Genomic DNA, 24,069 nt, shown 5'->3' with positions numbered 1-24,069 from the left:
GTTACTTTTTCCTAGCGTCCTTTGTCTCATCTCTATTAACGTAGTGGATGACATAACTATAGTAACAAACCTTTATTACATACGCATAACGCTCATTTGTAAAACTATGAAAAAAAGAGGAGGAGTATAGGACATGTTACCAACCTATCAAACGGTAAAAGGGCGCGGAGATCATGAAATCATCATTCAAAAGTCGCGCTTCATATCCTACTTTTCACGTGCGACCACTGAAGAAGAAGCACAAGCCTTTATAGAAGAAATCAAAAAGAAACATCGAGATGCCAACCATAATTGCTCGGCTTATTTAATCGGGGAACAAGATAATATCCAAAAAGCCAATGATGACGGCGAACCGAGCGGCACAGCAGGCGTACCTATGCTTGAAGTATTAAAAAAGCGCCAGCTAAAGGATACGGTTGTCGTCGTCACTCGTTACTTTGGTGGAATCAAATTAGGTGCGGGTGGCTTAATTCGGGCATACGGAGGAGCAGTAAGCGAGGGGTTAAATGCCGTTGGAGTCGTAGAGCGGAAATTGATGCAAGTCATGCACGCTCACCTCGACTATCATTGGCTCGGAAAAGTAGAAAATGAGTTAAGACAATCAATCTATCAATTAAAACAAATCGAGTATCTTGATCAAGTAGATGTCCAAACCTATGTCGCCTCAGATGAGCTCGACACATTTGAAGAATGGATGACCAATTTAACGAACGGCCAAGCGAAGATTGAGCGTGGCGAAGAAGTTTATTTGGAGACGGATTTATAACGAGGAGAGCCCCGTGCCGATTTTCGGTAGCGGGGCTTTTGTGGTGTGCGGGCGTTTTGGTGCAGGTGTGAGTGCGTGTTCGAGTTCGCTCATAAAACGGTCTTGCACTCATATCGTAGGGGCGTTCGCACATATACTGCGGATTACGCTCATATCAAGCCCAATGTCGCTCATATCTCTGTAAATTCGCTCATACCATTCCTGATTTCGCACATAAGCTTCATAATCAGAGCCCCGCTCACCGGCGGGGCTCCCTCATGGCGTGCATTCGCTCATAAAACGGCAATACGCTCATATCTAGTTCGTGCTCGCTCATATCTTTCGTATGGCGCACATATATCTCAGATTGCGCTCATAAGAGGCCGAATGTCGCTCATATTTGTGGAAAATCGCTCATACCACGCCTAATTCCGCACATAAGCCTGCCTTCTTGCATAATCCCCCCAAGCAAATGCCCGACCGTAAGCCCGCTCACCAGCATCCCTGCCAACCTTCTACATCGCCTCAACCATCAACCGCACGGCGCGCAGCATCTCGTCCTCACTCATACTTGGGAGCCCTGGTGTAGCAACGGCCATCTGGCTGCTTGCTGGAACGTGGACGAAGCCGGCTGGCACATTTAATTGGTTTTCTTCTATATAGTGAAGCGTTTGATACATGATGTTGTTGCACACATATGTGCCTGCCGTATTGGAGATGGCAGCGGGGATGCCCGCCTCTCTTAGTGTGTCAACATATTTGCGTATTGGTAGAGTGGAGAAATACGCTGCCGGCGCGTCCTCGATAATCGGTTCATCTTGCTTCCTCACTCCATTATTATCAACATCACCATCGCTACAGTTGATCGCCACTCGCTCTGGCGTGATGCGGTTTCGACCAGCAGCCAGTCCTAGCATCATCACAGCATCTGGCTTATGCTCCTTCATCTTCGCCACCACTACCTCCGCCGCCTCACTAAATGTCACAGGGAGAACAACGCTTTTCACGACATATTCGCCAATCATCTCGCTATCTAACGTGTCAGCTAGTAATCTCGTAGGGTTATCAGCATGGTCTAGAAATGGTTCGAATCCTGTTAGTAATAGTTTCTTCATTTTACAGCTCTCCTCATAGATAAAAGAGGGAGAAACGAATGTCTCTCCCTCCAGGATTTTATTTTGTAATATAGGAAAATGAATCTTTGTATTGCTTGAGTTCGATGTTGACATCAGCTGAAATAATGCCTTCTATTTTAGCCAACTCTTTGTTTACAAAATGAACGAGGTCATCGTTGTTTTTAAAATAAGCTTGCATAATTAAGTCGTGTTGCCCAGAGAATGCGCCGACAAAACGGACTTCTGAGAAGCGGTTCAGCTCTCTTGCAATGCTTTCTTGATAGCCAAGTTTCGTCGAGATTCCAATGATGACTTGGACATTCAAACCAATCTTGTTTGGGTTCATATGAATGATGAATTCAAACACATTGTCTTTTAGCATTCTGTTAATCCGCGTACGGACGGTTCCTTCACTTACATTTAGCGACTTTGCTATCTCAGTATAAGATTTCTTACCATCTTCTTGTAGGTAGCTTAGGATCGTGAAATCGATCTCATCAACCTTCGACATGTCATCACTCATTTCTAAAAAAGTCTCTTCTACCGTCTTTCCATGAGTAACTTTGTTCAATAAAAGGACAGAGAATCGATCTCTGCCCTTTTGAATTTCTATTTTTCTACTACTCGTGGGTCAAGCGCATCACGTAAGCCATCACCAATGAAGTTAAAGCATAGTACGGTAATTAAAATCAATAGACCAGGAAATGTTGGGTACCACCAAGCGTTACGGAAGATCGTAATACTTTGTGAGTCTGTCAACATGTTGCCCCATGAGGCATTTGGCGGTTGAACACCTAGACCAAAGAAACTTAATGCTGATTCAGCTAGGATGAATCCACCTACTGCAAGTGTTGCTGCTACGATAACCGGACCAAGAGCGTTCGGTAAAATTTGCGAGAAGATAATACGTGTATTAGACATCCCGATCGTACGAGAAGCAAGGACGAATTCACGCTTTTTCAGTGTTAAGAATTCCCCACGCACAACACGCGCTGTCCCTGTCCAACTAAGCAGGGCAAATACTAGAATTAAGATGTTGATGCTCGGTTGTAAGATTGCTACAAGTGTAATAAGTAAGAAGATATTCGGGAAAGCAAGGATAACATCAACTAAACGCATTAAGAATGCATCAACGAGTCCACCGAAATATCCAGCAACGGCCCCGATCACAGAACCAATTGCCACGGCTCCTAGCATAGAAGCAAAGCCTACATATAAGGAAACTTGTCCACCATATAACATACGGCTAAATAAATCACGACCTAGATGGTCTGTTCCGAGCCAGAAGTCAGAACTTGGTGGTGCTAAGCGATTACGTAAGTCTTGAAAGGCCGGGTCATGCGGTGCGATGACTGGTGCTAATAAACAAGCAGTTGTAATAATCGATAGCATCACTAGGCCAAACACAGCGAGTTTATTTTGAAAGAATTTAGCGATAATGATTGAAAGGAGTGAGCGACGTTCTCCGATCAGTTGCTTGTCCTCAACCGGGGGTTTACTACCTTCAGGCATATTCGGTTGAAATACTTGTTGTGTATTCGATTCCATGAAGTCTCCCCTCCTTAATACTCAATCCGCGGATCAAGTACTGCATAAAGAATATCCGCAATTAAGTTTCCAATGACTGTTAATAGTGCACCAAACATCGTGATTGCCATGATAACCGGATAATCACGTTGGAACGTAGCATCGATAAATAATTTACCAATACCAGGCCAGCCAAAAACTGACTCAACGATTGCTGAACCACCGATCATCGTTGGTAGCATCAAACCAAACATCGTGATAACAGGGATTAACCCGTTACGAAGACCATGCTTGTAAATAACGCGGCGTTCTCTGAACCCTTTTGCACGAGCAGTACGAATATAGTCTTGGTTCACGACTTCTAACATACTCGAGCGCGTATAACGTGTGAGCCCCGCCATATCTGCGGTTGCAAGAACAAATGCAGGTAAAATTAAGTGTTTTAAGCGATCAATAAGACTAAAGTCTGCTCCAATTGTGGCGACCCCACCAACCGGTGTCCAGCCAAGTTGAACAGAGAAGATCATGATCAACATAATTCCGAGCCAAAAGTTCGGGGTGGCTAGTCCAATGAACGACCCAAAGGTCACCCCATAATCAGTTAAAGAATACTGCCTAGTAGCTGAAATAACCCCAAATGGTATCGCTATTATGGCTGCTAAAAATAACGAGGACGCCATTAATAGCAAGGTATTTGGAAGACGATCTAAAATCATTTCCGTTACAGGCATCTTACGTGAATAGGATACACCAAAGTCACCTTGTACGACATTTCCTACCCAACGTACATATTGCACTGGAATTGGATCATTTAACCCTAGTCGTTCAATTTGAGCCTCTCGTACTTCTGGTGAAATTTCTGGATCAAGATTTAAAATTGCAGGCTTACCTGGTGCTGCATACATGATTGCAAATGATATGATGGAAATACCAATTAAAATTGGGATCATCATGATCAGTCGTCTAATGATGTAACTAGTCATAATTTCATTCCTCACAATCCCTCAAGGTAGTTTTATAGAGTAGGAAGGGGAGGGAAAATCCCCTTCCCCCGACTACTTGAAGGCTTACTCTGATACGTACCACTCGTTAACTTTGTACATGTTAACACGTGGGTGATGTGTGAAGCCTTCCACACGGTTGCTTAGAAGAATATGTTGCTCTGGGTAGTATAAGAACGTGTAAGGCTGGTCATTAGCGATCTCTTCATAGATTTCAGCGATTACAGCAGCACGCTCATCTTGGTCAAGAATCTTTTTGTTTTGATCAGCAAGCTCATCAACACGGTCATTCTTGTAAGAAATGTTGTTTAATCCAGCTTCGATTTCTTTTGAATGCCAGATTGCAGTTGGATCTGGATCTGTTGCAAGACCCCAAGCAAGTACTACAGCGTCAAAGTCATAGTTAGGAGCATTTGTTTGCTCTAAGAATGCACCCCACTCCATTTGACGAGCTTCAACTTCGATACCGATATCACCAAGCATTTGTTGAACAATTACACCAATGTCACGACGAACAACGTTACCATCATTAGAAAGGATTTCAAAAGAGAAACGCTCTCCATCTTTTTCTAGGATGCCATCAGAACCAGGCTCCCAACCAGCTTCAGCTAAAAGTTCTTTAGCGCCTTCTGGATCAAAATCGAACTCAGGAGCAGACTCAGGGAATGCCCAGCTAAGTGGAGATGCAGGAACATGTGCTACTTCAGCTTTTCCATCCATGATTTCATCAACGATTAGTTGACGATCAATTGCCATTGTTAAAGCTTGACGTACTTTAGGATCTTGGAATAACGGACGATCGTTGTTCCAACCAATGTAGTCATAACGTAATGCTAGAGTTGAAGAAATACGACCGTGGTCATAAGTTTCAGCAGTAGCGTACTCAGTTGCAGGAAGAATCATGTAATCTGTGTCACCAGTTTCAAACATTAATAGTTCAGCATTTGTATCAGAAGCTACACGGAATGTTACTTTGTCAAGGTTTGGACGACCTTCAAAGTACTCTTCATGTGCTACAACTTCTAGGTATTGACCATCAACATAATCAACGAATTCAAATGGACCTGCACCAATTGGAGCGTTACGGTTGTATTCCATATGCTCTTCAAGGTCAGCTACAGGAACTTCTTCAAGGATGTGCTTTGGAAGAATTCCGTATCCAGAACGAGTGTCAAAACTTGCATCTACTTCAGAAAGAATGAATTTAACAGTATAATCATCTACTACTTCAATACTTTCAAGCGTATCAAAGTCACCAGCACGAGGGCCTGTGTAATCAGGATTGATGAAGATGTCATGAGTAAACTTTACATCTTCAGCAGTTAGCTCTTCACCATCATGGAAAAGAACGCCTTCGTTTAGAGTGTATGTATACTCTAAACCATCTTCAGAAATTTCAGGAAGATCAGTTGCTAGGTAAGGAATTAGGTTTAATTCCTCATCTGTTTGAAGAAGACTTACATGAATTAAATCAATTACATCAGCACTTGCAGAGTCTTGTGAGTAAAGTGGGTTAAATGTAACCGGCTCACCAGACGTACTTAAAACGATTTCTCCACCTTGTTGTGGCTCACCTGATGCAGCCTCTTCGCCTTCACCTTCAGCTTCTTCTTCACCTTCAGCTGGCTCTTCAACGTCTGGATCTTCTTCTGTTGATGCAGGCTCATCTGAACCGCCACAAGCAGCAAGAACAAGCATAAGCGCCATAACCATACCTAGAAGCACTAATAAACTTTTCTTTGTCATCGTGTTTCCCCCTAAACCTTTTTAAATTATTTTGTCTTGCAGTCTTGCAAACATCCTACTGCCCTATATTTAGCCTTAGTATGTAGGCAACACCTCCCTTAATACTTAAAATTCTGAAAATAATCTTAGAGAGGAGAACCTCCCCGAGCTTATTTATACAAATGACAAGCAACGAAGTGATCTCTTTTCACTTCTTTATACTCAGGTGCCACTTGCTTACACTCATCCATCGCCATCGGACAACGTGTATGGAACACACATCCTGTTGGCGGGTTCGATGGACTTGGTATTTCACCTGTTAAAATGACTCGCTCGCGTTTTACTTCTGTAGGATGCGAACGCGGTACAGCAGATAATAGAGCTTGGGTGTAAGGATGCAATGGATCTAAATAGAGATCCTTCTTCCCTGCGACTTCCATCATTTTTCCAAGGTACATAACCCCGATTCGATCAGAAATATGTTTAACAACACCTAAATCATGGGCAATAAATAAGTAAGTCAATCCAAACTCTTCTTGTAAATCTTTAAATAAGTTCAATACTTGTGACTGAACCGACACATCAAGTGCGGATACCGGCTCATCCCCAATGATTAGCTTTGGATTTAATGTAAGAGCTCTCGCAATTCCGATACGCTGACGTTGTCCACCTGAAAATTCATGAGGGTAACGATTGGCATAATCTGGGTTTAAACCAACCTTCTCCATCAAATCTTCAACATATTCTTGTCTTGCTTTTCCTTTATACATCCCGTGAACACTTAGTGGTTCACTTAAGATCGTTTGTACGGTCTTACGTGGATTTAAAGAGGAGAACGGATCTTGGAACACCATTTGGATGTCCTTACGAAACGGATGCAACTCTCTCTCTTTCATGTTCGAAATATCTTTGCCATCGAAAATAATTTGACCATCTGTTGGCTCATATAAGCGCATTAACGTACGACCTGTTGTCGACTTTCCGCAACCTGATTCACCTACAAGACCGAATGTTTCTCCTTTTCGAACGAAGAAGCTAATATCATCAACGGCTTTCACTTGACCAACTGTTCGTTGAAACATCCCTTTTTTAATCGGGAAATGCTTTTTCAGACCATTGACTTCAAGTAAAATATCATTGTCCTTTGTTGCTCCAACGTCCTTACGATCAGTTAGTTGTGTGCTCATTGTTGTTTACTCCTTCCTCAAACAAGAAACATCTCACTTTACGTCCAGGCTCAACTTGAAGTAGCTCAGGCTGCTCATTAACGCAGCGTGCCATCGCATGAGGACATCGTGTGACAAAACGACAACCTGATGGGAAATTATCTGGTGTCGGAACATTTCCTGCAATCGATGTTAGACGGTCTTTTTCATCATCAACATGTGGTACGGATTCCATCAATCCAATTGTATAAGGATGTAGCGGCTTATCAAATAGCGGAACGACATTCGCTTCTTCTACAATTTGACCGGCATACATCACGACTACCCGATCAGCAAGTTCTGCTACAACGCCTAGGTCATGAGTGATTAAAATGATCGATGAGTTAAACTTCTCACTCAACCCGCGCATCAAATCAAGAATTTGTGCTTGTACGGTTACATCGAGTGCCGTTGTCGGCTCATCAGCGATCAATAGTTTCGGATCACAACTCATGGCCATCGCAATCATGACACGCTGTCTCATCCCACCGGAAAGACGATGTGGATAGTCACGAAGGATTTCATCTACTCGTGAGAACCCAACTAGTTCAAGCATTTCCCGAGCTCTTTCGTGGGCTTGTTTCTTTGAGAGCTTCTTGTGGTAGATGAGCGTTTCCGTTATCTGATCTCCGATTGTAAATACCGGATTCAATGAGGTCATCGGCTCTTGGAAGATCATTCCTATATCATTTCCACGAACTTTATACATCTTGTCTTCTCCTTGTTTGAGAAGATCCTCACCGTTTAGTAGGATTTCCCCACCAACCGTTTTACCACCAGGAGATGGCACAAGTCGCATAAGAGATAATGTTGTCATACTCTTACCGGAACCTGACTCTCCTACAATGGCTAATGTTTCCCCTTGTTTTACTTCAAAGGACACATCATCTACAACAGGAAGCTCTTTTCCTTTTTTAAAGAAATAGGTCTTTAGATTTTTAACCTCTAGCAATGGCTTGTTTTCCACCATGACATCTACACCTCTTTATCCATAGAAGACTTCTTTCCAATTATGAATTGACGAGAAAGAGAATGATTTTATTTCCCAGGTAAGCATTTGAAAATTCAGATAATTAACACCGAATGAATAGCCATTCAATTCACCGTAAAATGTTAACAAATCGCCTCTATGCCAGTGTCTCAGTTGGGATTATCAAGTTTTCTCATATTTTTCTGCAAATTTAGTAAATTGGACTAACGTCATTATATGTCAGGATCTTAAAGAATGCAATATTCAATCTTTTTAAAATAGTTTTTCTTTGTGATAAATTCTTACAATTGATTTAATCTAAATTTAATAAAACATTGTCCTTATGCGTTTTATCAGAGTTCGGATTCGAATTGTGTAAAATAAAAAGCAAAACGTTACGAATTTATAAATGAGCTTATCGTCCCAAAAAGTGGTTAATCCAGCTTATTACTATATAAATATAATGGTAAGCGTTTACATTTTGACTAATACATCTGCTATATTCATCATTTTTTCTACCCACAATATCTCATTAAGGTAAAATTGCTTTATTCCGTTACATATTTGTCTCCTTCTACAAAAAAAATTCCGAGTTTCTTCTATATATAGACGCGTCACCATACTAAAAAGCTCCTCCACATCGGAGGAGCCACTTTATTTAACTTTTCATCTTCGGATCAAGTGCATCACGCAACCCGTCTCCAATCATATTAAACCCAAGTACGACTAACATAATTGAGAAGCCGGGAAATAATACCGTCCACGGTGCCGATTGAATGAATTGCCTTGAATCAGACAGCATCTTCCCCCACTCCGGCATCGGCGCTTGAGCTCCAAGACCGAGAAAACCGAGTGCAGCGGCCTCAAGAATCGCTGTACCAAAGCCTAACGTAGCCTGCACAATAATCGGCGCAATACTGTTTGGGAGGATGTGATGCAAGATGATACGGCCGTTTTTCATCCCCTGGGCCTTCGCTGCCATAATGAATTCTTCTTCACGCAAGCTGATGACTTTCGAGCGTACGAGCCGTCCGAAGATCGGGATGTTCACGATCGCAATCGCTATCAAAGCATTTTGTAAAGACGGTCCTAGGATCGCCACAATCGCAATCGCTAATAGAATACTCGGAAAAGCGAGCATAATATCGAAAATACGAGAGATTAACATATCAATCCAACGTCCGTAATAGCCGGCAATCAAACCGAGAGTCGTCCCGAAGATTAACGCCCCAGTCACCGCAAAAAATCCCACTTGCAAGGAAAGTCTTGCCCCGTAAACGATACGTGTGAATATATCTCGGCCAAAATCATCTGTACCAAACCAATGCTCCATCGACGGAGATTGAAGACGATTGGTAGGATTGGTCTCTGAATACGTGCTACTTGTTAAGAGCGGTGCGAAAATCGCAATCAGAATAAAACTAATAATAATAAATAACCCGACAATTGCAAGCTTATTTTTCTTCAGCTGTCTAAATGCTTCCTTCCAAGGAGAGACCGCTACATATTGATCCTCTGGAGGGGGTGACTTGGGGCTTGGTGTCATCATTGGTTTTGCATGTTCTGTTTTCATCCGAGTCCCTCCTTAGTATTTGATCCGCGGGTCAATATAGGAATAAAGCAAATCGACAAACAAGTTAATCATCACAAAGATGGTGGCGACGATTAAAATACCTGATTGAATAACCGGATAATCACGGTAATTAATCGCCTCAAAAATATAACGGCCTATGCCTGGCCAACTAAAAATCGTCTCCGTTAAAATTGCGCCCCCTAAGAGGTTACCAGTTTGCAGACCGACTACCGTTAAGACGGGAATCGCTGCATTTTTTAAGGCATGCTTATAAATGACGACACCTTGTCCTGAACCTTTTGCATTGACGGTTCGAATATAATCAGAGCGAAGCACCTCAAGCATACTCGAACGTGTCATTCTTGCAATAATTGCCATCGGGATTGTCCCAAGTGCAATCCCCGGAAGAATTAAATGTTTAATCGATTCCCATGTCTTGTCGAATTGTCCACTCATAATCGTATCGAGCACATAGAGATTCGTGGTCGAAATAATCGGATCGCGCGGATTATCTCGTCCAAATGCCGGCAGCCAGCCAAGCTCTTGAGCAAAAATCCATTGCTCCATTAAAGCAAGCCAGAAGATCGGCATCGACACCCCAACAAGCGCAATCAACATACTCAAGTAATCGAACCAGGAATTTTGTTTCCACGCACTGACAATACCTGCGTTGACACCGATAATAATGGCAAAAATCATTGCAAAAACTGTCAACTCAATCGTCGCTGCTAAGTATGGCCAAATCTCATCCATAATCGGCTTATTCGTCCGTAGAGATGTTCCTAAATCTCCTGTTGCTAAATCCTTCATATACAACCCGTATTGCACCCAATAAGGTTCATTCAATCCAAGCCTTTCTTCTAAGTCGGCAATGGCTTGTGGGGATGCTTGTTCACCCAAAATCGTTTGTGCGGGGTTTCCAGGAATTAAGTGAATGATTGAAAACGTCACGATTGTCATCCCAATTAATACAGGAACCAACAAGAGTAAACGTCGCATCGTATACGCCAGCATGATGTCACCTCGCTACTATTTACATTCTAAAAAAAAGGGAGTAGAGACGTCTCTACTCCCCTCTTGTGCTTAGTTCGTTAATTCAACTTCATCTAATGTTTCACTTGTTGAAGGATGTGGAATAAAATTCGATACATTCGAGCTACCAGCTAAAGTTGGGATCGAGTGTACGAGTGGAACCATTGGTGCATCCTCATGAATTAGCTCCTGCACCTCTTCATACAGCGCTGCACGCGCATCGAAATCAACCTCTGTTTTCGCCTGAACTAATAGATCATTTACTTCTTCATTGCTGTAGAATGAACGGTTACCACCAGGGATTGCATCACCGTGCAGTAAGTTCGAGAAGAAGTAATCAGGGTCACCATTTACCCCAGACCAACCAAGCATGAACACATCATGCATGCCTTGCTCTGTTTCTTCAAGGTAGGTCGCCCACTCTTTTGTCAGGATGTTCGCTGTAATGCCAACGTCCGCTAAGTTTGCTTGGATCGCTTCTGCTGCACGCTGTGGATCTGGCATGTACGGACGCGCTACAGGCATTGTCCAAAGGTCAAATGTAAATCCTTCTTCCACTCCAGCTTCAGCTAAAAGCTCTTTTGCAAGCTCAGGATCATAGCTATACTCGTCAATCGCATCATTGTAACCAAGGTATCCTGGTGGAATCGTATTTTTCGCTGTTTCAGCAAGTCCACCGTAAAGAATCGCAATTAAGCCTTCTTTATCAATCGCATGGTTAAAGGCACGACGCACATCAGGATTATCAAACGGCTCTTTTTCAACATGGAAGCCTAAGTAACCAATATTATTTGTTGTACGTTCAAATACTTGTAAACTATCATCGCCTTCAATTTGCGCGACATCATCTGGGTTTAATCCATCCATAATATCGATTTGACCAGAACGAAGCGCCGTCAGACGAGCGGAGTTATCCGGAATCACTTGGAAGATGACACGGTCAAGCTTCGGTAACCCTTCTTTCCAGTAGTCTTCATTTTTCTCAAGGATAATGGAATCATCACGAGACCAGCTTACAAATTTAAATGGACCTGTACCAACTGGATTTTCGTTAATGGCACTACCATGCTCTTCAAAGGCTTGAGGAGACGTGATCGCAAAGTAACTCATCCCCATGTTTTGTAGGAATGAACCGAGTGGCTGATTCAACACAAATTCAATTTCATGATCGCCAAGTACATTAATTTCTTCAATGACGTGACCATCATCACCTTTAAATCCACCAAACTGCGTACCATATACACTGTAGTTGTAGCCATCATCTGTAAATGCATATTCATGCTCAGGATCAGCCCAACGCTCGAAGTTTAATTTAACAGCTTCAGCGTTAAAGTCCGTGCCATCATGGAAGGTCACACCTTCTTCAAGATGGAAGACAAAGCGCAATCCAGAATCATCTACATCCCAGTCATGAGCAAGTCCTGGGCCAAGTTCAAATGAATCACGATCAAATTCGATTAATGTCTCGTAAATTTGTTTGGTCACACGAGATGATTCACCATCTGTTACACTCGCATAATCAAGACTGACTGAATCCCCACCACGAGCAAACACTAATGTTTGGTCACCGGCAGGCTCTGCTTGTTCTGTTCCTTCTACCTCTTCACTCTCTTCTGCACCCTCACTTTGTTCTGCTGGTGCAGCTGTGTCATCGCTGCTACATGCTGCTAAAAATAGCACAAACGCAAGCATAAGCATCATCAAAAATGATAATCGATGTTTCATCCATCATTTCCCCCTGTCTCTTCTTTGTTTTTCTCTATCATTCATGTAGTCGCATCATTATAAAGATGACACGCTACAAAATGATTGTTTCCAGCGTCTTGCAATGGTGGACGTTCGATGCGGCAAATGTCCATGCACTCCGGACATCTCGTATGAAACGTGCACCCACTAGGCGGATTCGACGGACTCGGTACATCCCCTTGTAAAATAACGCGATCCGCTTTCGCATCAGGGTCGGGTACCGGAACAGCTGAGAGCAGTGCTTTCGTGTAAGGGTGCTTCGGCTCATCATAGAGCGCATCCTTTTCTGTAAGCTCGACCATCCGGCCAAGGTACATCACTCCAACACGATCACTTATATGCTTAACGACACTAAGGTCATGAGCAATAAAAACATACGTAAGCTTAAATTCATCCTTTAAATCTTCCATCAAGTTAAGAATTTGTGACTGCACGGAGACATCGAGGGCTGACACCGGTTCATCACAAATGACAAGCTTCGGATTCACCGCAAGCGCACGAGCAATCCCAATCCGCTGCCGTTGTCCCCCACTAAACTGATGCGGATAACGATTGGCGTGATAGGAACTCAAGCCGACCACTTCAAGCAATTCAGCGACTTTTTTACGGCGCTCTTCCTTTGTCCCAATCGCATGCACCAATAACGGTTCACTAATGATCCGCTCGATCGTGTGACGAGGGTTAAGAGAAGCATAGGGGTCCTGGAAAATGATCTGCATGTCTCGCCGCAGTTTTCTCATTTCTTCATCTGAGAGCTTGGTCACATCACGCCCCTCAAATTTCACTTCACCTTCCGTCGGCTCAATAAGACGAAGAATCGATTTTCCAGTGGTCGACTTCCCGCAACCAGACTCGCCGACAATCCCTAAAATTTCGCCCTCATAAACGGTGAAGCTAACATCATCAACAGCTTTTACTTCACCCACTTTTTTACTTAGGAAACCGCCTCTTATATCAAAATATTTCTTTAAGCCTTTTACTTCAAGGAGTGCTTTAGCCAACGTTCTCGCTCCCTTCTGTGTCATAGAGGAAGCAACGCACCTGGTGCCCCGCTGCATCTTCTAGTAGAGTCGGATCCTCTGTGGTACAGCGTCCGAATACCGATTCACATCTGGCCGCGAATCTACAGCCCTGCTTAATACTGCCTGGCTTTGGCACACTTCCCGGAATCGAATAGAGACGTTGCTCTTTCTCATTGATTTTCGGCAAGGATTTGATCAAGCCTCTTGTATATGGATGCTTCGGCTCTTTTAAGATCGCTCGAACCGTCCCCTCCTCCACGACTTTTCCGGCATACATCACAACGACACGATCACAAATCTCCGCTACGACCCCTAAGTCATGCGTGATCATCATAATCGCTGTTCCTTGTTCTTTATTTAGCTTGCGCATCAAATCAAGAATTTGCGCTTGAATCGTCACATCCAGTGCCGTTGTGGGCTCATCGGCAATCAGCACTTCCGGATCACAGCTCATCGCCATCGCAATCATCACACGCTGACGCATCCCACCAGAGAGCTGATGCGGATACTCATTCACAATCTCATCAGCACGTGGAATCCCAACGATCTTCAGCATGTCGACAGCTTTCGCTTTCGCTGCCTTCTTTGAGAGCTTCTGATGATTCCGAATCGCCTCCATCAATTGATTACCAATCGTAAATAACGGATTGAGCGAGGTCATCGGCTCCTGAAAAATCATCGCAATCTCATTGCCCCGAATCTTCTTCATCCGGCGCTTGCTCACCGCAGCTAGATTCTCCTCTTTAAAGAGAATCTCACCCCCGACAATTTTACCCGGTGGATTCGGTACAAGATTCATCACAGACAACGAGGTCACACTCTTGCCACAGCCCGACTCGCCAACGATGCCGACAACTTCCCCTTTATGTATTTTCATGCTCACATCATCAACAGCCGGAATCTCTCCGCTATCGGTAAAAAAGTGAGTCCGAACATTTTTTAACTCCAGTACAACCTCAGTCATCCTGCGGCCTCCTTCTGATAGGGAGAATCTTAATATCTAGTACTAAAATACCGAAACTATTTTCAAAAAGCAATATATTTTTAATATTCTGACTTATAAAGCTAAATTCTTCTATAATACGACATGGTGCTTAACCACCTAACTAAAGACTAGTTTCTTCTATAAAATTAGGAAATTCTCTAGTTATTTCTGTCTGTTTTTGTAGAATCCACTCTATTTTTTTACTTTACGAATGCTTTTAAATCATATAACATAATAGGGATAGATATGTAAACTAACTAATTAGATTATTATTTATCTTAAACTATTATATAAACGAAGCGAGGAATTTTATGCATAATTCCAGATTGAAATATAGAAAAAAAAGACGTTCTAGGCGGATATTAAAAGCATTCTTAGGAATTGGACTTATTGCTTTTTTTCTTTTCGGAGCAGGAGTTGCTTATTTCATCTATCAATTATCTAGCGTGACAGCCAGTAATGAAGTCGAGTTGGCACGTGGTGACAAATCCGAAAAGCGCATTGAAGCGGTTAACCCGAGCAAGGATAACTTCTCTGTCTTGTTATTAGGTGACGATTCACGTCCTGGTGAAACAAGAGCCCGTACTGATGCGATGATGGTTGCAACTTTTAACAAGGACGATAGCTCTATTTTTTTAACCAGTATTCCTAGAGATTCAAGAGTTGAGATAGTCGGTAGAGGTACTCTTGACAAGATTAACCACGCTCATGCCTTCGGTGGATTAGATATGACTGTTGATACGGTTGAAAATCTTCTAGACATACCGATCGATTATTATGGAATTGTGAAATTTGAGGGATTGGTTCAAGTTGTCGATGCCTTAGGTGGAATTCAAGTAGATTCTCCATTTGCCTTTGACTTTAAAGAATCAAGCACAAACCTTGATGTATCATTTGTTGAAGGGCCTCAAACGATTAACGGAGATCAAGCGTTAGCTTATACACGTCTAAGGAAACACCCCCAAGCTAACGGGGATATTGGTAGAGGACAAAGACAACAGCAAGTGATTGAAGGAATTATAAAAAAATCTGCTAGCTTCTCTTCTATTACACGATTTGATGATGTATTCCAGGCAATCGGAGACAATTTACAAACAAACCTAACATTTAGTAATATTTTAGCTCTTCACTCTTATGCTGGATCAATTGATAATATCGAAACACTCCAACTGCAAGGTAGCGATATGCGTTTAGATGGGATTTACTATTATGACCTTGATCCATACGCCCTGACTGATGTACAAATAAGATTAAAACAACATCTCGAGATTGATGGGTATGAATTACCTGAAGGTTATTACGATAGGAACAATTATTCAGAGAACATAGACGGGCAACAAGAAGAAACAAAAACTAATTATTAAAAAAACTGATCTGCTCACTTAGCAGATCAGTTTTTTTATGTGAAAATATACTATCTTTTCTATTTTTTTGTCGAAAATTATAAAAAAACTATTAACACTTTGTAGTTTTTGCACGATAATAGGAAAGGGAGTTTATATTTTCATAGTTTATTAAAAGATGGGAGTGAAGATTTATCCGTACGATTAATATGTTTTGTGTTTCACTTGTTTTTCTAATGCTGTTCTCTTTAATCAATCTACCACACTCAAACATCGTTCACGCACAAGCAACTTACGAAGTAACAGACTATTCAACAGACTTTAATCAAGCGTTAGATAGACAAATGACCTCAAGACCACAAACAGATGTAAGAAATCATGTTGGTGCATACATACGTTCTGACGGTTTAAATGTTAGTGGGAGTTCTTTTCCAACTACAGCAACAGTCAGAAACTCAACCACTGGCGCGGCTACAAATTGGAATGTTCGCGGTGGAAGTCCCGGAACATCTAATCCAATTATCGGAACTGTAAGAAGTGGCGCAAATGTAAATGTACTTTCTAAAGTTCGCGCTAGCGATGGTTGGGATTGGTACAATATTCAACTCAACTCTTTTTGGAATCACGCAAACAGAGATGGTGTTTCACATTACTTAAATTCAACGAACTTCGACCCAAATAGTAATGATTATTTTCAATTCATTAAATTGAATGAGAGAGCAGGCATTTCAGCGAGCGATCTTAATAATCGAATTTTAAATGGAAAAGGTGCTCTGTCAAATACTGGACAAGCCTTTATTCAAGCAGCTAATACACACGGTGTAAATGAAGTGTATCTAATCTCTCATGCCCTCCTTGAAACTGGTAATGGCGGTTCAGAGCTTGCTAGAGGGATTCAAGTAAATGGTCAAACAGTTTATAATATGTATGGGATTGGCGCTTTTGATCATTGCGCAAAGAGTTGCGGTGCCGACCATGCCTATAAAGAAGGATGGTTTACTCCAGAAGCTGCCATTATTGGTGGGGCAAAATTCGTTGCTAACAATTATTTTTCTCGCGGGCAAGATACTCTTTATAAAATGAGATGGAATCCCTCAAGCCCGGGTACTTATCAATATGCAACAGACATTGGTTGGGCAGTAAAACAAACTGGTAGAATGGCAAGTCTATATAATCTAGTAGATAACTATACGCTTCGTTATGATATTCCTAGATATAAAAATCAACCAGGTTCCTTGCCTGAATTCAGTAAAGTTGAACAGTTCCCTGATGGGGTAGAAGGATATACAACTACCTCAGTCAATTTACGCTCTCAACCTGTTGTAGCAGATAATACACGTATATCAACACTAAATAACAATATCAAAGTTGCTGTATTAGGAAAGAATGATAACAACTGGTACAACGTTAGTGTAAACGGTCAAACTGGTTGGATATCTGGCGACTACTTAGATGTTGTAAATCTATTACAAGTATCTACTACCTCATCAAACTTAAATGTGAGATCGCAAGCGAATAGTAGTAGTTCCACTATCGGAAGTGTAGCAAACCATGCATACTTAGCAGGTGGACTTAACGGTAGATCCATTATTAAAAATGGATCATGGTATCAAATTAATCACAATGGTAGAGCCGGTTGGGTTCATGTAGATTTTGTAAAGATAATTGCTGGAAGCACAGTTGACAATAGTACGACTGTCCAAAGAATTCAAGGGGATACAAGATATATCACCTCTTCTCTAATTAGTCAAAGAGGATGGAATCAATCTGATGTTGTTGTTCTGGCGCGAGGAGACCGCTTTTCAGATGCATTGGCAGGTGTGCCACTTGCTGCTAAGTACAATGCTCCTTTATTAATCTCTCGAAGTAACCGTCTAGACGACGTTACTAAGGCGGAACTTTCAAGATTAAAAGCTAAAGAGGTTATTATTTTAGGGGGACCATTAGCGATAAATGAAAGTGTAGAGAGTTCTCTTAAATCAATGGGAATTAATAAAGTCCGTCGTATTGAAGGTAGAAACATGCATGATACTGCTGCATTAATTGCAAATGAAGTTGCACCAAACGGTTCAAAAAAAGCAATTATTGTTAATGACAGTAGATTCCATGATGCACTTTCAATTGCTTCTTACGCGGGAAATGAAAATATTCCTATTTTATTAACTCAAACTGATAGCGTTCCTGAAGCTACTAAAAATGCTATTAAGAAATTAGGCGTAACTGAAACAATGGTTATAGGTGGAGAGCTTATGCTTTCTAAAAATGCTGAAAAGCAATTACCTAAGCCTAGTCGTATCGCTGGGAACAATAGATTTGAGACAAATATCCAAGTACTTCAATTCTCAAATCCTAGCGCAAACCATGTGTACATTGCTACATCAGCTGATTTCCCTGATGGGCTTTCAGCTGCAGCATTAGCTACCAAAGAAAACGCAGGCATTGTATTAGTAGATGGTGACTTACGCAATACCACTACTAACTATTTACAATCATCTAATTTTAGTCCAGTAAAAATATTAGGTGGCCCGCTTGCTATTGATGATAAACTAATGCAACAAATTTCTTCTATATCAAATTAATAAAACGGAAAAATGACTTCTTGATTATAAGGAGTCATTTTTTTATGGGTATTCTTTAAAGTGACTTCTTTATGTACTCAATGACTAGCGATTTTTCATGGCCTGTCCGAAAACTGAAATTTTTCTCACCAAAGACAATATTGGTTTTCTTGTCTCCCCTATTAATCCCACAAATTCGGCAAAAATTTGAGTAGTAATGGTCAGAACAAGGAGAATAATAAAAGCTGTCCACACTGGCGCAACTGTGAGGGTTAGTGCAGATGCGCTAAATAAAGCACTGATTCCATATATAATGAATACCGTTTTGCGGTGGCCATAGCCCATTTGTAATAGACAATGATGTAGATGTCCTTTATCAGGAGCAGATATCTTCTGATTATTTAAAGCTCTTCTTATAATGGCAAAGGATGTATCTAGGATTGGTACCCCTAAAATAATGATGGGAAACAACAAGCTAACGAATGTAACACTTTTAAAGAATCCTAAAATAGATATAACTGCAATACAATATCCGATAAAAAGAGATCCTGTATCGCCCATAAATATATTTGCTGGATGGAAATTAAAAAACAAAAAGCCCACAAGGCTCCCAATCAAAACAATTGAAGTAGCGATAATAAATGCATGTGTTCCAGGGCTTAAAAGCGCCAAAATCAACATTGTTGTAATAGCAATTGTAGAAACACCACCAGCTAACCCATCAAGTCCATCTATAAAGTTGATTGAGTTTACAATCGCAACAATCCAAATTATCGTCACCAAATAACCAAGAAATCCAAAATTAATTTCTACATTAAAAGGTAAAACGACGTGATCAATTTTAATACCAGATAATACTACTGCTATAGCAGCTGCAATTTGTGCGAGTAATTTCCACCTAGCAGTTATTATATACTTATCATCAATAATACCAGTAATGATAAGGATGAAGGCACCAATACCAACTCCTGCTATATAATCCATTGAAGGTAGTAAATAGAGTAACCCACACATAGTCCCTATTGCAATAGCTACTCCCCCTAATCGTGGCATGGACTCAGCATGTATTTTCCGTTGATTCGGTTGATCAATAAAACCATACTTCTTAGCAAATATACGTACCAATGGAACCGCTAATATTGTTGTTACTAAGGCAACCACAAATCCAATGATATAATTTAACATATTCCATCCCCCTCCCACTTGCTATACTTTCTTTAACCCATTCCAAGCATAGTTCATAAAGACATAGCAAGATTTAAGAAACGGCAGCTTCTCAAACTTCCGATAAATTTCCCAATTCCGCTTTGCCACTTGTAATTTCTGACTGGAGATCGAATCATTTACTCTTCGATACATCGCTAATGTTTCATTTAACCCATGAGCTGTAACACCTTGCTTTAAAATAGATAACCACAGTAAAAAGTCTTGTCTCGTTCTAATTGGTTCCATTTGAACTTTTCCAAGAAGTTCAACATTTAACATGACGGTTAAGCATCCGATGATTGTGTTTTTAAGCAAATACTCATAATTCACAACCTCAGGAGCTTCCACAACCTTCCCTTTAATCTCGCCGTTTTCTTTCATTATTCCATAACCTGTAAAACTAAAGGCTTTCTGACCGTCTTCCATAAATGCCACTTGTTTTTCAAGTTTTGCCGGTAACCATAGATCGTCGCTATCCAAGAAGGCAATGTATTTTCCCTTTGCAAGTTGAATGGCCACATTTCGAGCGATGGCCGCTCCTGAATTATCTTTTAAGCGAACATAATATACGCGATCCTCTTTTTCTTGATATTCCTTTACAATATCTGGACCGTTATCAGTTGAACAATCATCGACAATAAGCATTTCCCAATTTGTATACGTTTGGTTTAGGACAGATTGTATCGTTTCATTAATAAACGACTCTGCATTATACAACGGCGTAATAACTGAAACCAAAGGTGGGGTAGACGGTGTTTGCATGTTGTAACTTCCTTTCCAAACTAGTTATCAATCGAATAGCTATGTAGCGTCCAATATTGCCCTTCTTTCTTATAAGTCACAGAATTCATCTTAGGTGCCTTCGTTTGGAGTGTGATCACTTGATTCGATTGAAAAGCAATACTCGGTGTTTCGCTTTCACCAAAACGCTGTAAAGTCTCTATTTCTCTTTCTAATTGCGATATGTTTGTGGTAATAGAATTCTCCCTTTGAATTCTTTCTATTAAGTGTGGTGAAACTTGATTATTTAAAAGTTCTTCTAACTTCCCAAGATCCCGTTTAGAGTCAGAAATGAAGCTTTGCAATTTAAAAACAGTGGCTTGGTGATAAAGCATAAGTGAGCTCACAGTATTGTCTACAGCACTTTCTTTCACTAATTCACCCTCAGATATATCACTTGAAAAAAAGAAGCCAACTAAAAAAAGTAGAGCTACTCCTACATATAGCATCCTTCTTAGCTTGATTGAATTCAGTTTCACCACCTCCAACATTTGTAGTATGGACGTAAAGTACAGATTTCATTACAATGCCACTAAAGAGAAGACGACAAAAAAGCTCTGATGTCATATGACACCAGAGCATAATCTGATTTATTGAAAATAATTTAGTACACCAATGTAGATACCTTCAGCGGATAGCTGGCGGTATTGATCACTTCTTAATTTTGCAGCATCGGCTGGATGATCTTTAAAGCCAACTTCTAACAAGGCACTTGGAATTGTTGTTTCTCTAATTACATGATAGTTACCTTCAGCAACTCTTCTATAATGAGTACCAATTTTACTTATAACGGCATTTTGCAGTGCATGGGCTAACTTAATGCTGTCTTCACGCTCGTGACGCCCATGCCAGAATGTTTCAGTTCCTTGGGCGGTTCCATCAAAAATATTGGTATGAACACTGATGAAAATATCTGCATTCGAGTTATTGGCAATAGCAGCACGTTCAGCCAGTGTTAAGAAGATATCAGTCCGACGTGTCATAATGACTTCTGCGCCTGCGTTTTTAAGTAGCGTTTCTGCACGTAGGGAAATATCAAGAACAACATCTTTCTCTCGCATTCCATTTGCAATCCCGCCAGAATCATGCGCTCCATGGCCCGGATCTAGAATAATCGTCTTACCTTGTAAGCTAATAACATCATCTTTATGAATATAACCTGTTTGCGGTGAGCCGTTTATATAAACAGTTGCCTCATACCATTCGGATGTGAACGTTCTATAAATTAAACGACTTCCAAATGTATAAGAACGTAGAACACCTGAATTTCTAGAAGCTCTTGTATACACATTCGTAGAGGTTGTATTAGCTGCACCATTAATCGTTCGTTGACTAAGAGGTAAAGACTCTACATGACTAACATGAATATAACCTGTTTGACGTATACCATTCACAACAACCGTCGCTTCATACCATTCAGACGTAAATGAACGATACTGGAGAATATGGCCTTGATTATAAGAACGTCTTACCGATGAACTCAATGATGGTTGACTGAAAACATGAGTGACTTGTTGTAAGGCAATTCCTCGATCACTCTTTTGAATGACATCAGCTGTATCTACATCATCGATATGAATATAACCTGTTTGAGCTACCCCATTTACGATCACTGTAGCTTCAAACCAACTCGCTGAATAAGCACGATAACGTAAAATTTGTCCGCTATTATAGCCTTTTAATGAAGAAGCATTTCTAGATGCTTCGGCATACACATGGGTTGTACTCTTTAATGCTACGCCTCGTAAATCCGATACTCCATTTTGATTAACTGGTCCAACATCATTAATATGAATATACCCAGTGCGAGCAACTCCATTTAATATGACAGTGGCTTGATACCACTCTGATGTGAAGCTACGGAATTGTAAAATATGACCCTTATTATAACTTCTTAGTATGGCAGAACTTTTAGAAGTAGAGGCATACACTTTTGCTGTATCTTTAATGGCAACGCCTCTCAACTGCTCTTGATTACCATTAGCTACGTCTACATCATTTACATGAATATAACCTGTGTGTTGAACACCATTTATAATAACCGTTGCGATATACCATTGTGAGTTATGCTCTTTAAATCTCAATAAATGACCCTTGTTATAACTTCTTAATACATTGGAGCTCTTTGTTGTTTGACTATATACATTTGTTGGTGCCTGTAAGGCTACGCCTTGAAGCTCAACTTCCTTCTCTTGGACTGGTGGGTTGTTTCCAACATCATTTACATGGATATAACCAGTCGTTGGACTGCCATCTATATATACAGTTGCCTCATACCACTCTGTAGTAAACGTTTTAAACTTCAAAAGATGACCTTGATTATAGGTTCTAAGGATATCTGAGTTAAGAGAAGTACTTGAATAAACGGGTGTAGGATCTTTTAACCCATACCCTTCTTTATTTACTTGAGTACTAACGACTGTGTCAACATCTTTAGTATTAATGTAACCAGTGTGAGCAACACCATTTAAATATACAGTAGCCACATGATAATTTGAGTTATACGGTGAATACCTTAAAATATGACCTTGATTATAAGATCTCAGTACTTTCGCATTTGATGAGGGTGACTCTACCACATTTGTTGTAGTCTGCAAGGCTATTCCTCTAAGCTGCTGGTTACTACTAGTTGTCACCATTTGTGAGCTCATAGAAAACGCACTAAATGTTGCAATAGTACTCTCTATCTCTTCTTCATCTGCCAACTCTGTCGGCAACTCTTCTGCTTCAACTTCTTTTACTTTCTTTTCTTCAGAATGCGTCTCGGGTTTCTCTTCTTCATCTAAACGTAAATTATCCATATCTTCTTCAACGACTTCATCAACCGCTTCTGCTTCGGTCACATCTTCATTCTCTACACTAACTTCATCTGACTCTTCATTCGATTGTTTCTCTGTAGAAGCTTCTTCAATAGAAGCTTCTTCTTCCAGATGAGCTAGTTCATCATGAACTGATTCTAGTAGCAAACTCATCTCTTCTTCTGAGATCAAGAAATCGCTTAATAGATATCCACTCATAGACTCGTATTCTTCTAGAGTTTCTCCTTCATTAGAAACGATTTCTACTAATGAATATTCCTTCTCTTCCTCTAACAATAGAACCGGAGTAAAATTCTCTAGTTCAGCTACTATTGCATCCTCATCATCCAACGATTCATATAATGGAACGAATTCTTCAGAATGTGAATAGACAAATGCAGGATTACCTTTATCAACTTTAGATAACTGATTTTCTGCACTCACATGCTGAGGAATAAACTGAAACAATAAGAATATAAAAACAACGACGACGTTTATTTTTTTCATTTCCTACCACCTTTTTCATATATTTAGTACAAATTTAGACAAAAAATGCACTATTAGTAATACTATATGAAAAAATATGAAAAGTTAATAGTAAAATAGAAAGATATTGGTGATTTTACTAGAATTGTCAATATTTCATAACAACCAATTTAAAAAGAGCTTAATTGCCATAATTAAATAAGTTATAACAAGTTTTTCTCTTAAGTCGAATAAGATCGATTTTTGTAATAT

General features: G+C 40.6%; 19 protein-coding genes. 3 read left to right on the top strand and 16 right to left on the bottom strand.

Going from position 1 to position 24,069, the window contains the following annotated elements; all coding sequences use genetic code 11:
- Positions 1–133: 133 nt before the first annotated feature.
- Positions 134–766: a YigZ family protein gene (locus tag AB3N04_RS13430; protein ID WP_368503253.1), complete on the top strand. Its 633-nt coding sequence runs from the start codon at positions 134–136 to the stop codon at positions 764–766.
- A 494-nt stretch (positions 767–1,260) separates the two neighbouring features.
- Here AB3N04_RS13430 and pcp read toward each other — a convergent pair whose 3' ends face one another.
- The 12 genes from pcp to AB3N04_RS13370 all read right to left on the bottom strand — a co-directional run bounded on the left by pcp (position 1,261) and on the right by AB3N04_RS13370 (position 14,625).
- Positions 1,261–1,860: a pyroglutamyl-peptidase I gene (gene pcp, locus AB3N04_RS13425; protein ID WP_368503252.1), complete on the bottom strand. Its 600-nt coding sequence runs from the start codon at positions 1,858–1,860 to the stop codon at positions 1,261–1,263.
- 58 nt (positions 1,861–1,918) lie between these two features.
- Positions 1,919–2,371 carry an Lrp/AsnC family transcriptional regulator gene (locus tag AB3N04_RS13420; RefSeq protein WP_368506049.1) on the bottom strand — a complete coding sequence of 151 codons (453 nt, stop codon included), beginning with the start codon at positions 2,369–2,371 and terminating at the stop codon, positions 1,919–1,921.
- Positions 2,372–2,469: 98 nt separating this feature from the next.
- Positions 2,470–3,408: an oligopeptide ABC transporter permease gene (opp4C, locus tag AB3N04_RS13415; protein ID WP_368503251.1), complete on the bottom strand. Its 939-nt coding sequence runs from the start codon at positions 3,406–3,408 to the stop codon at positions 2,470–2,472.
- A gap of 14 nt (positions 3,409–3,422) precedes the next feature.
- Positions 3,423–4,370 carry an ABC transporter permease gene (locus AB3N04_RS13410; protein WP_368503250.1) on the bottom strand — a complete coding sequence of 316 codons (948 nt, stop codon included), beginning with the start codon at positions 4,368–4,370 and terminating at the stop codon, positions 3,423–3,425.
- An 84-nt stretch (positions 4,371–4,454) separates the two neighbouring features.
- Positions 4,455–6,134 carry a peptide-binding protein gene (locus tag AB3N04_RS13405; protein ID WP_368503249.1) on the bottom strand — a complete coding sequence of 560 codons (1,680 nt, stop codon included), beginning with the start codon at positions 6,132–6,134 and terminating at the stop codon, positions 4,455–4,457.
- Positions 6,135–6,283: 149 nt separating this feature from the next.
- The gene (locus AB3N04_RS13400) at positions 6,284–7,300 is read right to left on the bottom strand and encodes an ABC transporter ATP-binding protein (RefSeq protein WP_368503248.1); all 1,017 of its coding nucleotides are present in this window, start codon (positions 7,298–7,300) and stop codon (positions 6,284–6,286) included.
- A complete protein-coding gene (locus AB3N04_RS13395) occupies positions 7,281–8,288 on the bottom strand; it encodes an ABC transporter ATP-binding protein (RefSeq protein WP_368503247.1) in 1,008 nt (335 codons plus the stop codon). The genes AB3N04_RS13400 and AB3N04_RS13395 overlap by 20 nt, the downstream gene beginning before the upstream one ends.
- Positions 8,289–8,946: 658 nt before the next feature.
- Entirely contained in the window at positions 8,947–9,861 is a 915-nt protein-coding gene (gene nikC / locus AB3N04_RS13390) for a nickel transporter permease (RefSeq protein WP_368503246.1), read from the bottom strand.
- Between the two features lie 12 nt (positions 9,862–9,873).
- The gene (locus tag AB3N04_RS13385; RefSeq protein WP_368503245.1) at positions 9,874–10,875 is read right to left on the bottom strand and encodes an ABC transporter permease; all 1,002 of its coding nucleotides are present in this window, start codon (positions 10,873–10,875) and stop codon (positions 9,874–9,876) included.
- A 69-nt stretch (positions 10,876–10,944) separates the two neighbouring features.
- Entirely contained in the window at positions 10,945–12,618 is a 1,674-nt protein-coding gene (locus AB3N04_RS13380) for an ABC transporter substrate-binding protein (protein ID WP_368503244.1), read from the bottom strand.
- Between the two features lie 41 nt (positions 12,619–12,659).
- On the bottom strand, positions 12,660–13,640 hold the full coding sequence (locus AB3N04_RS13375; protein WP_368503243.1) for an ABC transporter ATP-binding protein: 981 nt from the start codon (positions 13,638–13,640) through the stop codon (positions 12,660–12,662).
- On the bottom strand, positions 13,633–14,625 hold the full coding sequence (locus AB3N04_RS13370) for an ABC transporter ATP-binding protein (RefSeq protein ID WP_368503242.1): 993 nt from the start codon (positions 14,623–14,625) through the stop codon (positions 13,633–13,635). The genes AB3N04_RS13375 and AB3N04_RS13370 overlap by 8 nt, the downstream gene beginning before the upstream one ends.
- Before the next feature lie 332 nt (positions 14,626–14,957).
- On the opposite strand from AB3N04_RS13370, the gene AB3N04_RS13365 reads away from it, so the two are divergent.
- On the top strand, positions 14,958–16,010 hold the full coding sequence (locus AB3N04_RS13365; RefSeq protein ID WP_368503241.1) for an LCP family protein: 1,053 nt from the start codon (positions 14,958–14,960) through the stop codon (positions 16,008–16,010).
- Positions 16,011–16,225: 215 nt separating this feature from the next.
- Positions 16,226–18,568 (top strand): cell wall-binding repeat-containing protein, encoded by a 2,343-nt coding sequence (locus AB3N04_RS13360; RefSeq protein WP_368503240.1) that lies wholly within the window; start codon positions 16,226–16,228, stop codon positions 18,566–18,568.
- 84 nt (positions 18,569–18,652) lie between these two features.
- Here the strand turns inward: AB3N04_RS13360 and AB3N04_RS13355 are convergent, their stop codons facing one another.
- The 4 genes from AB3N04_RS13355 to AB3N04_RS13340 form a co-directional block, all read right to left on the bottom strand.
- Positions 18,653–19,732 carry a glycosyltransferase family 4 protein gene (locus tag AB3N04_RS13355; protein ID WP_368503239.1) on the bottom strand — a complete coding sequence of 360 codons (1,080 nt, stop codon included), beginning with the start codon at positions 19,730–19,732 and terminating at the stop codon, positions 18,653–18,655.
- 21 nt (positions 19,733–19,753) lie between these two features.
- Positions 19,754–20,515: a glycosyltransferase family 2 protein gene (locus AB3N04_RS13350; protein WP_368503238.1), complete on the bottom strand. Its 762-nt coding sequence runs from the start codon at positions 20,513–20,515 to the stop codon at positions 19,754–19,756.
- A 20-nt stretch (positions 20,516–20,535) separates the two neighbouring features.
- Complete coding sequence (locus AB3N04_RS13345; RefSeq protein ID WP_368503237.1) at positions 20,536–21,012, bottom strand: hypothetical protein; 477 nt, start codon at positions 21,010–21,012, stop codon at positions 20,536–20,538.
- 111 nt (positions 21,013–21,123) lie between these two features.
- Positions 21,124–23,838: an N-acetylmuramoyl-L-alanine amidase gene (locus tag AB3N04_RS13340; RefSeq protein WP_368503236.1), complete on the bottom strand. Its 2,715-nt coding sequence runs from the start codon at positions 23,836–23,838 to the stop codon at positions 21,124–21,126.
- Positions 23,839–24,069: the final 231 nt, after the last annotated feature.

The organism is Alkalihalophilus sp. As8PL, from assembly GCF_040939795.1.
GTDB lineage: Bacteria > Bacillota > Bacilli > Bacillales > Bacillaceae_D > Alkalihalophilus > Alkalihalophilus lindianensis.
The sequence above is the reverse complement of the archived record's forward strand: the minus strand, read 5'-3'. Positions and strand labels throughout refer to the sequence as shown.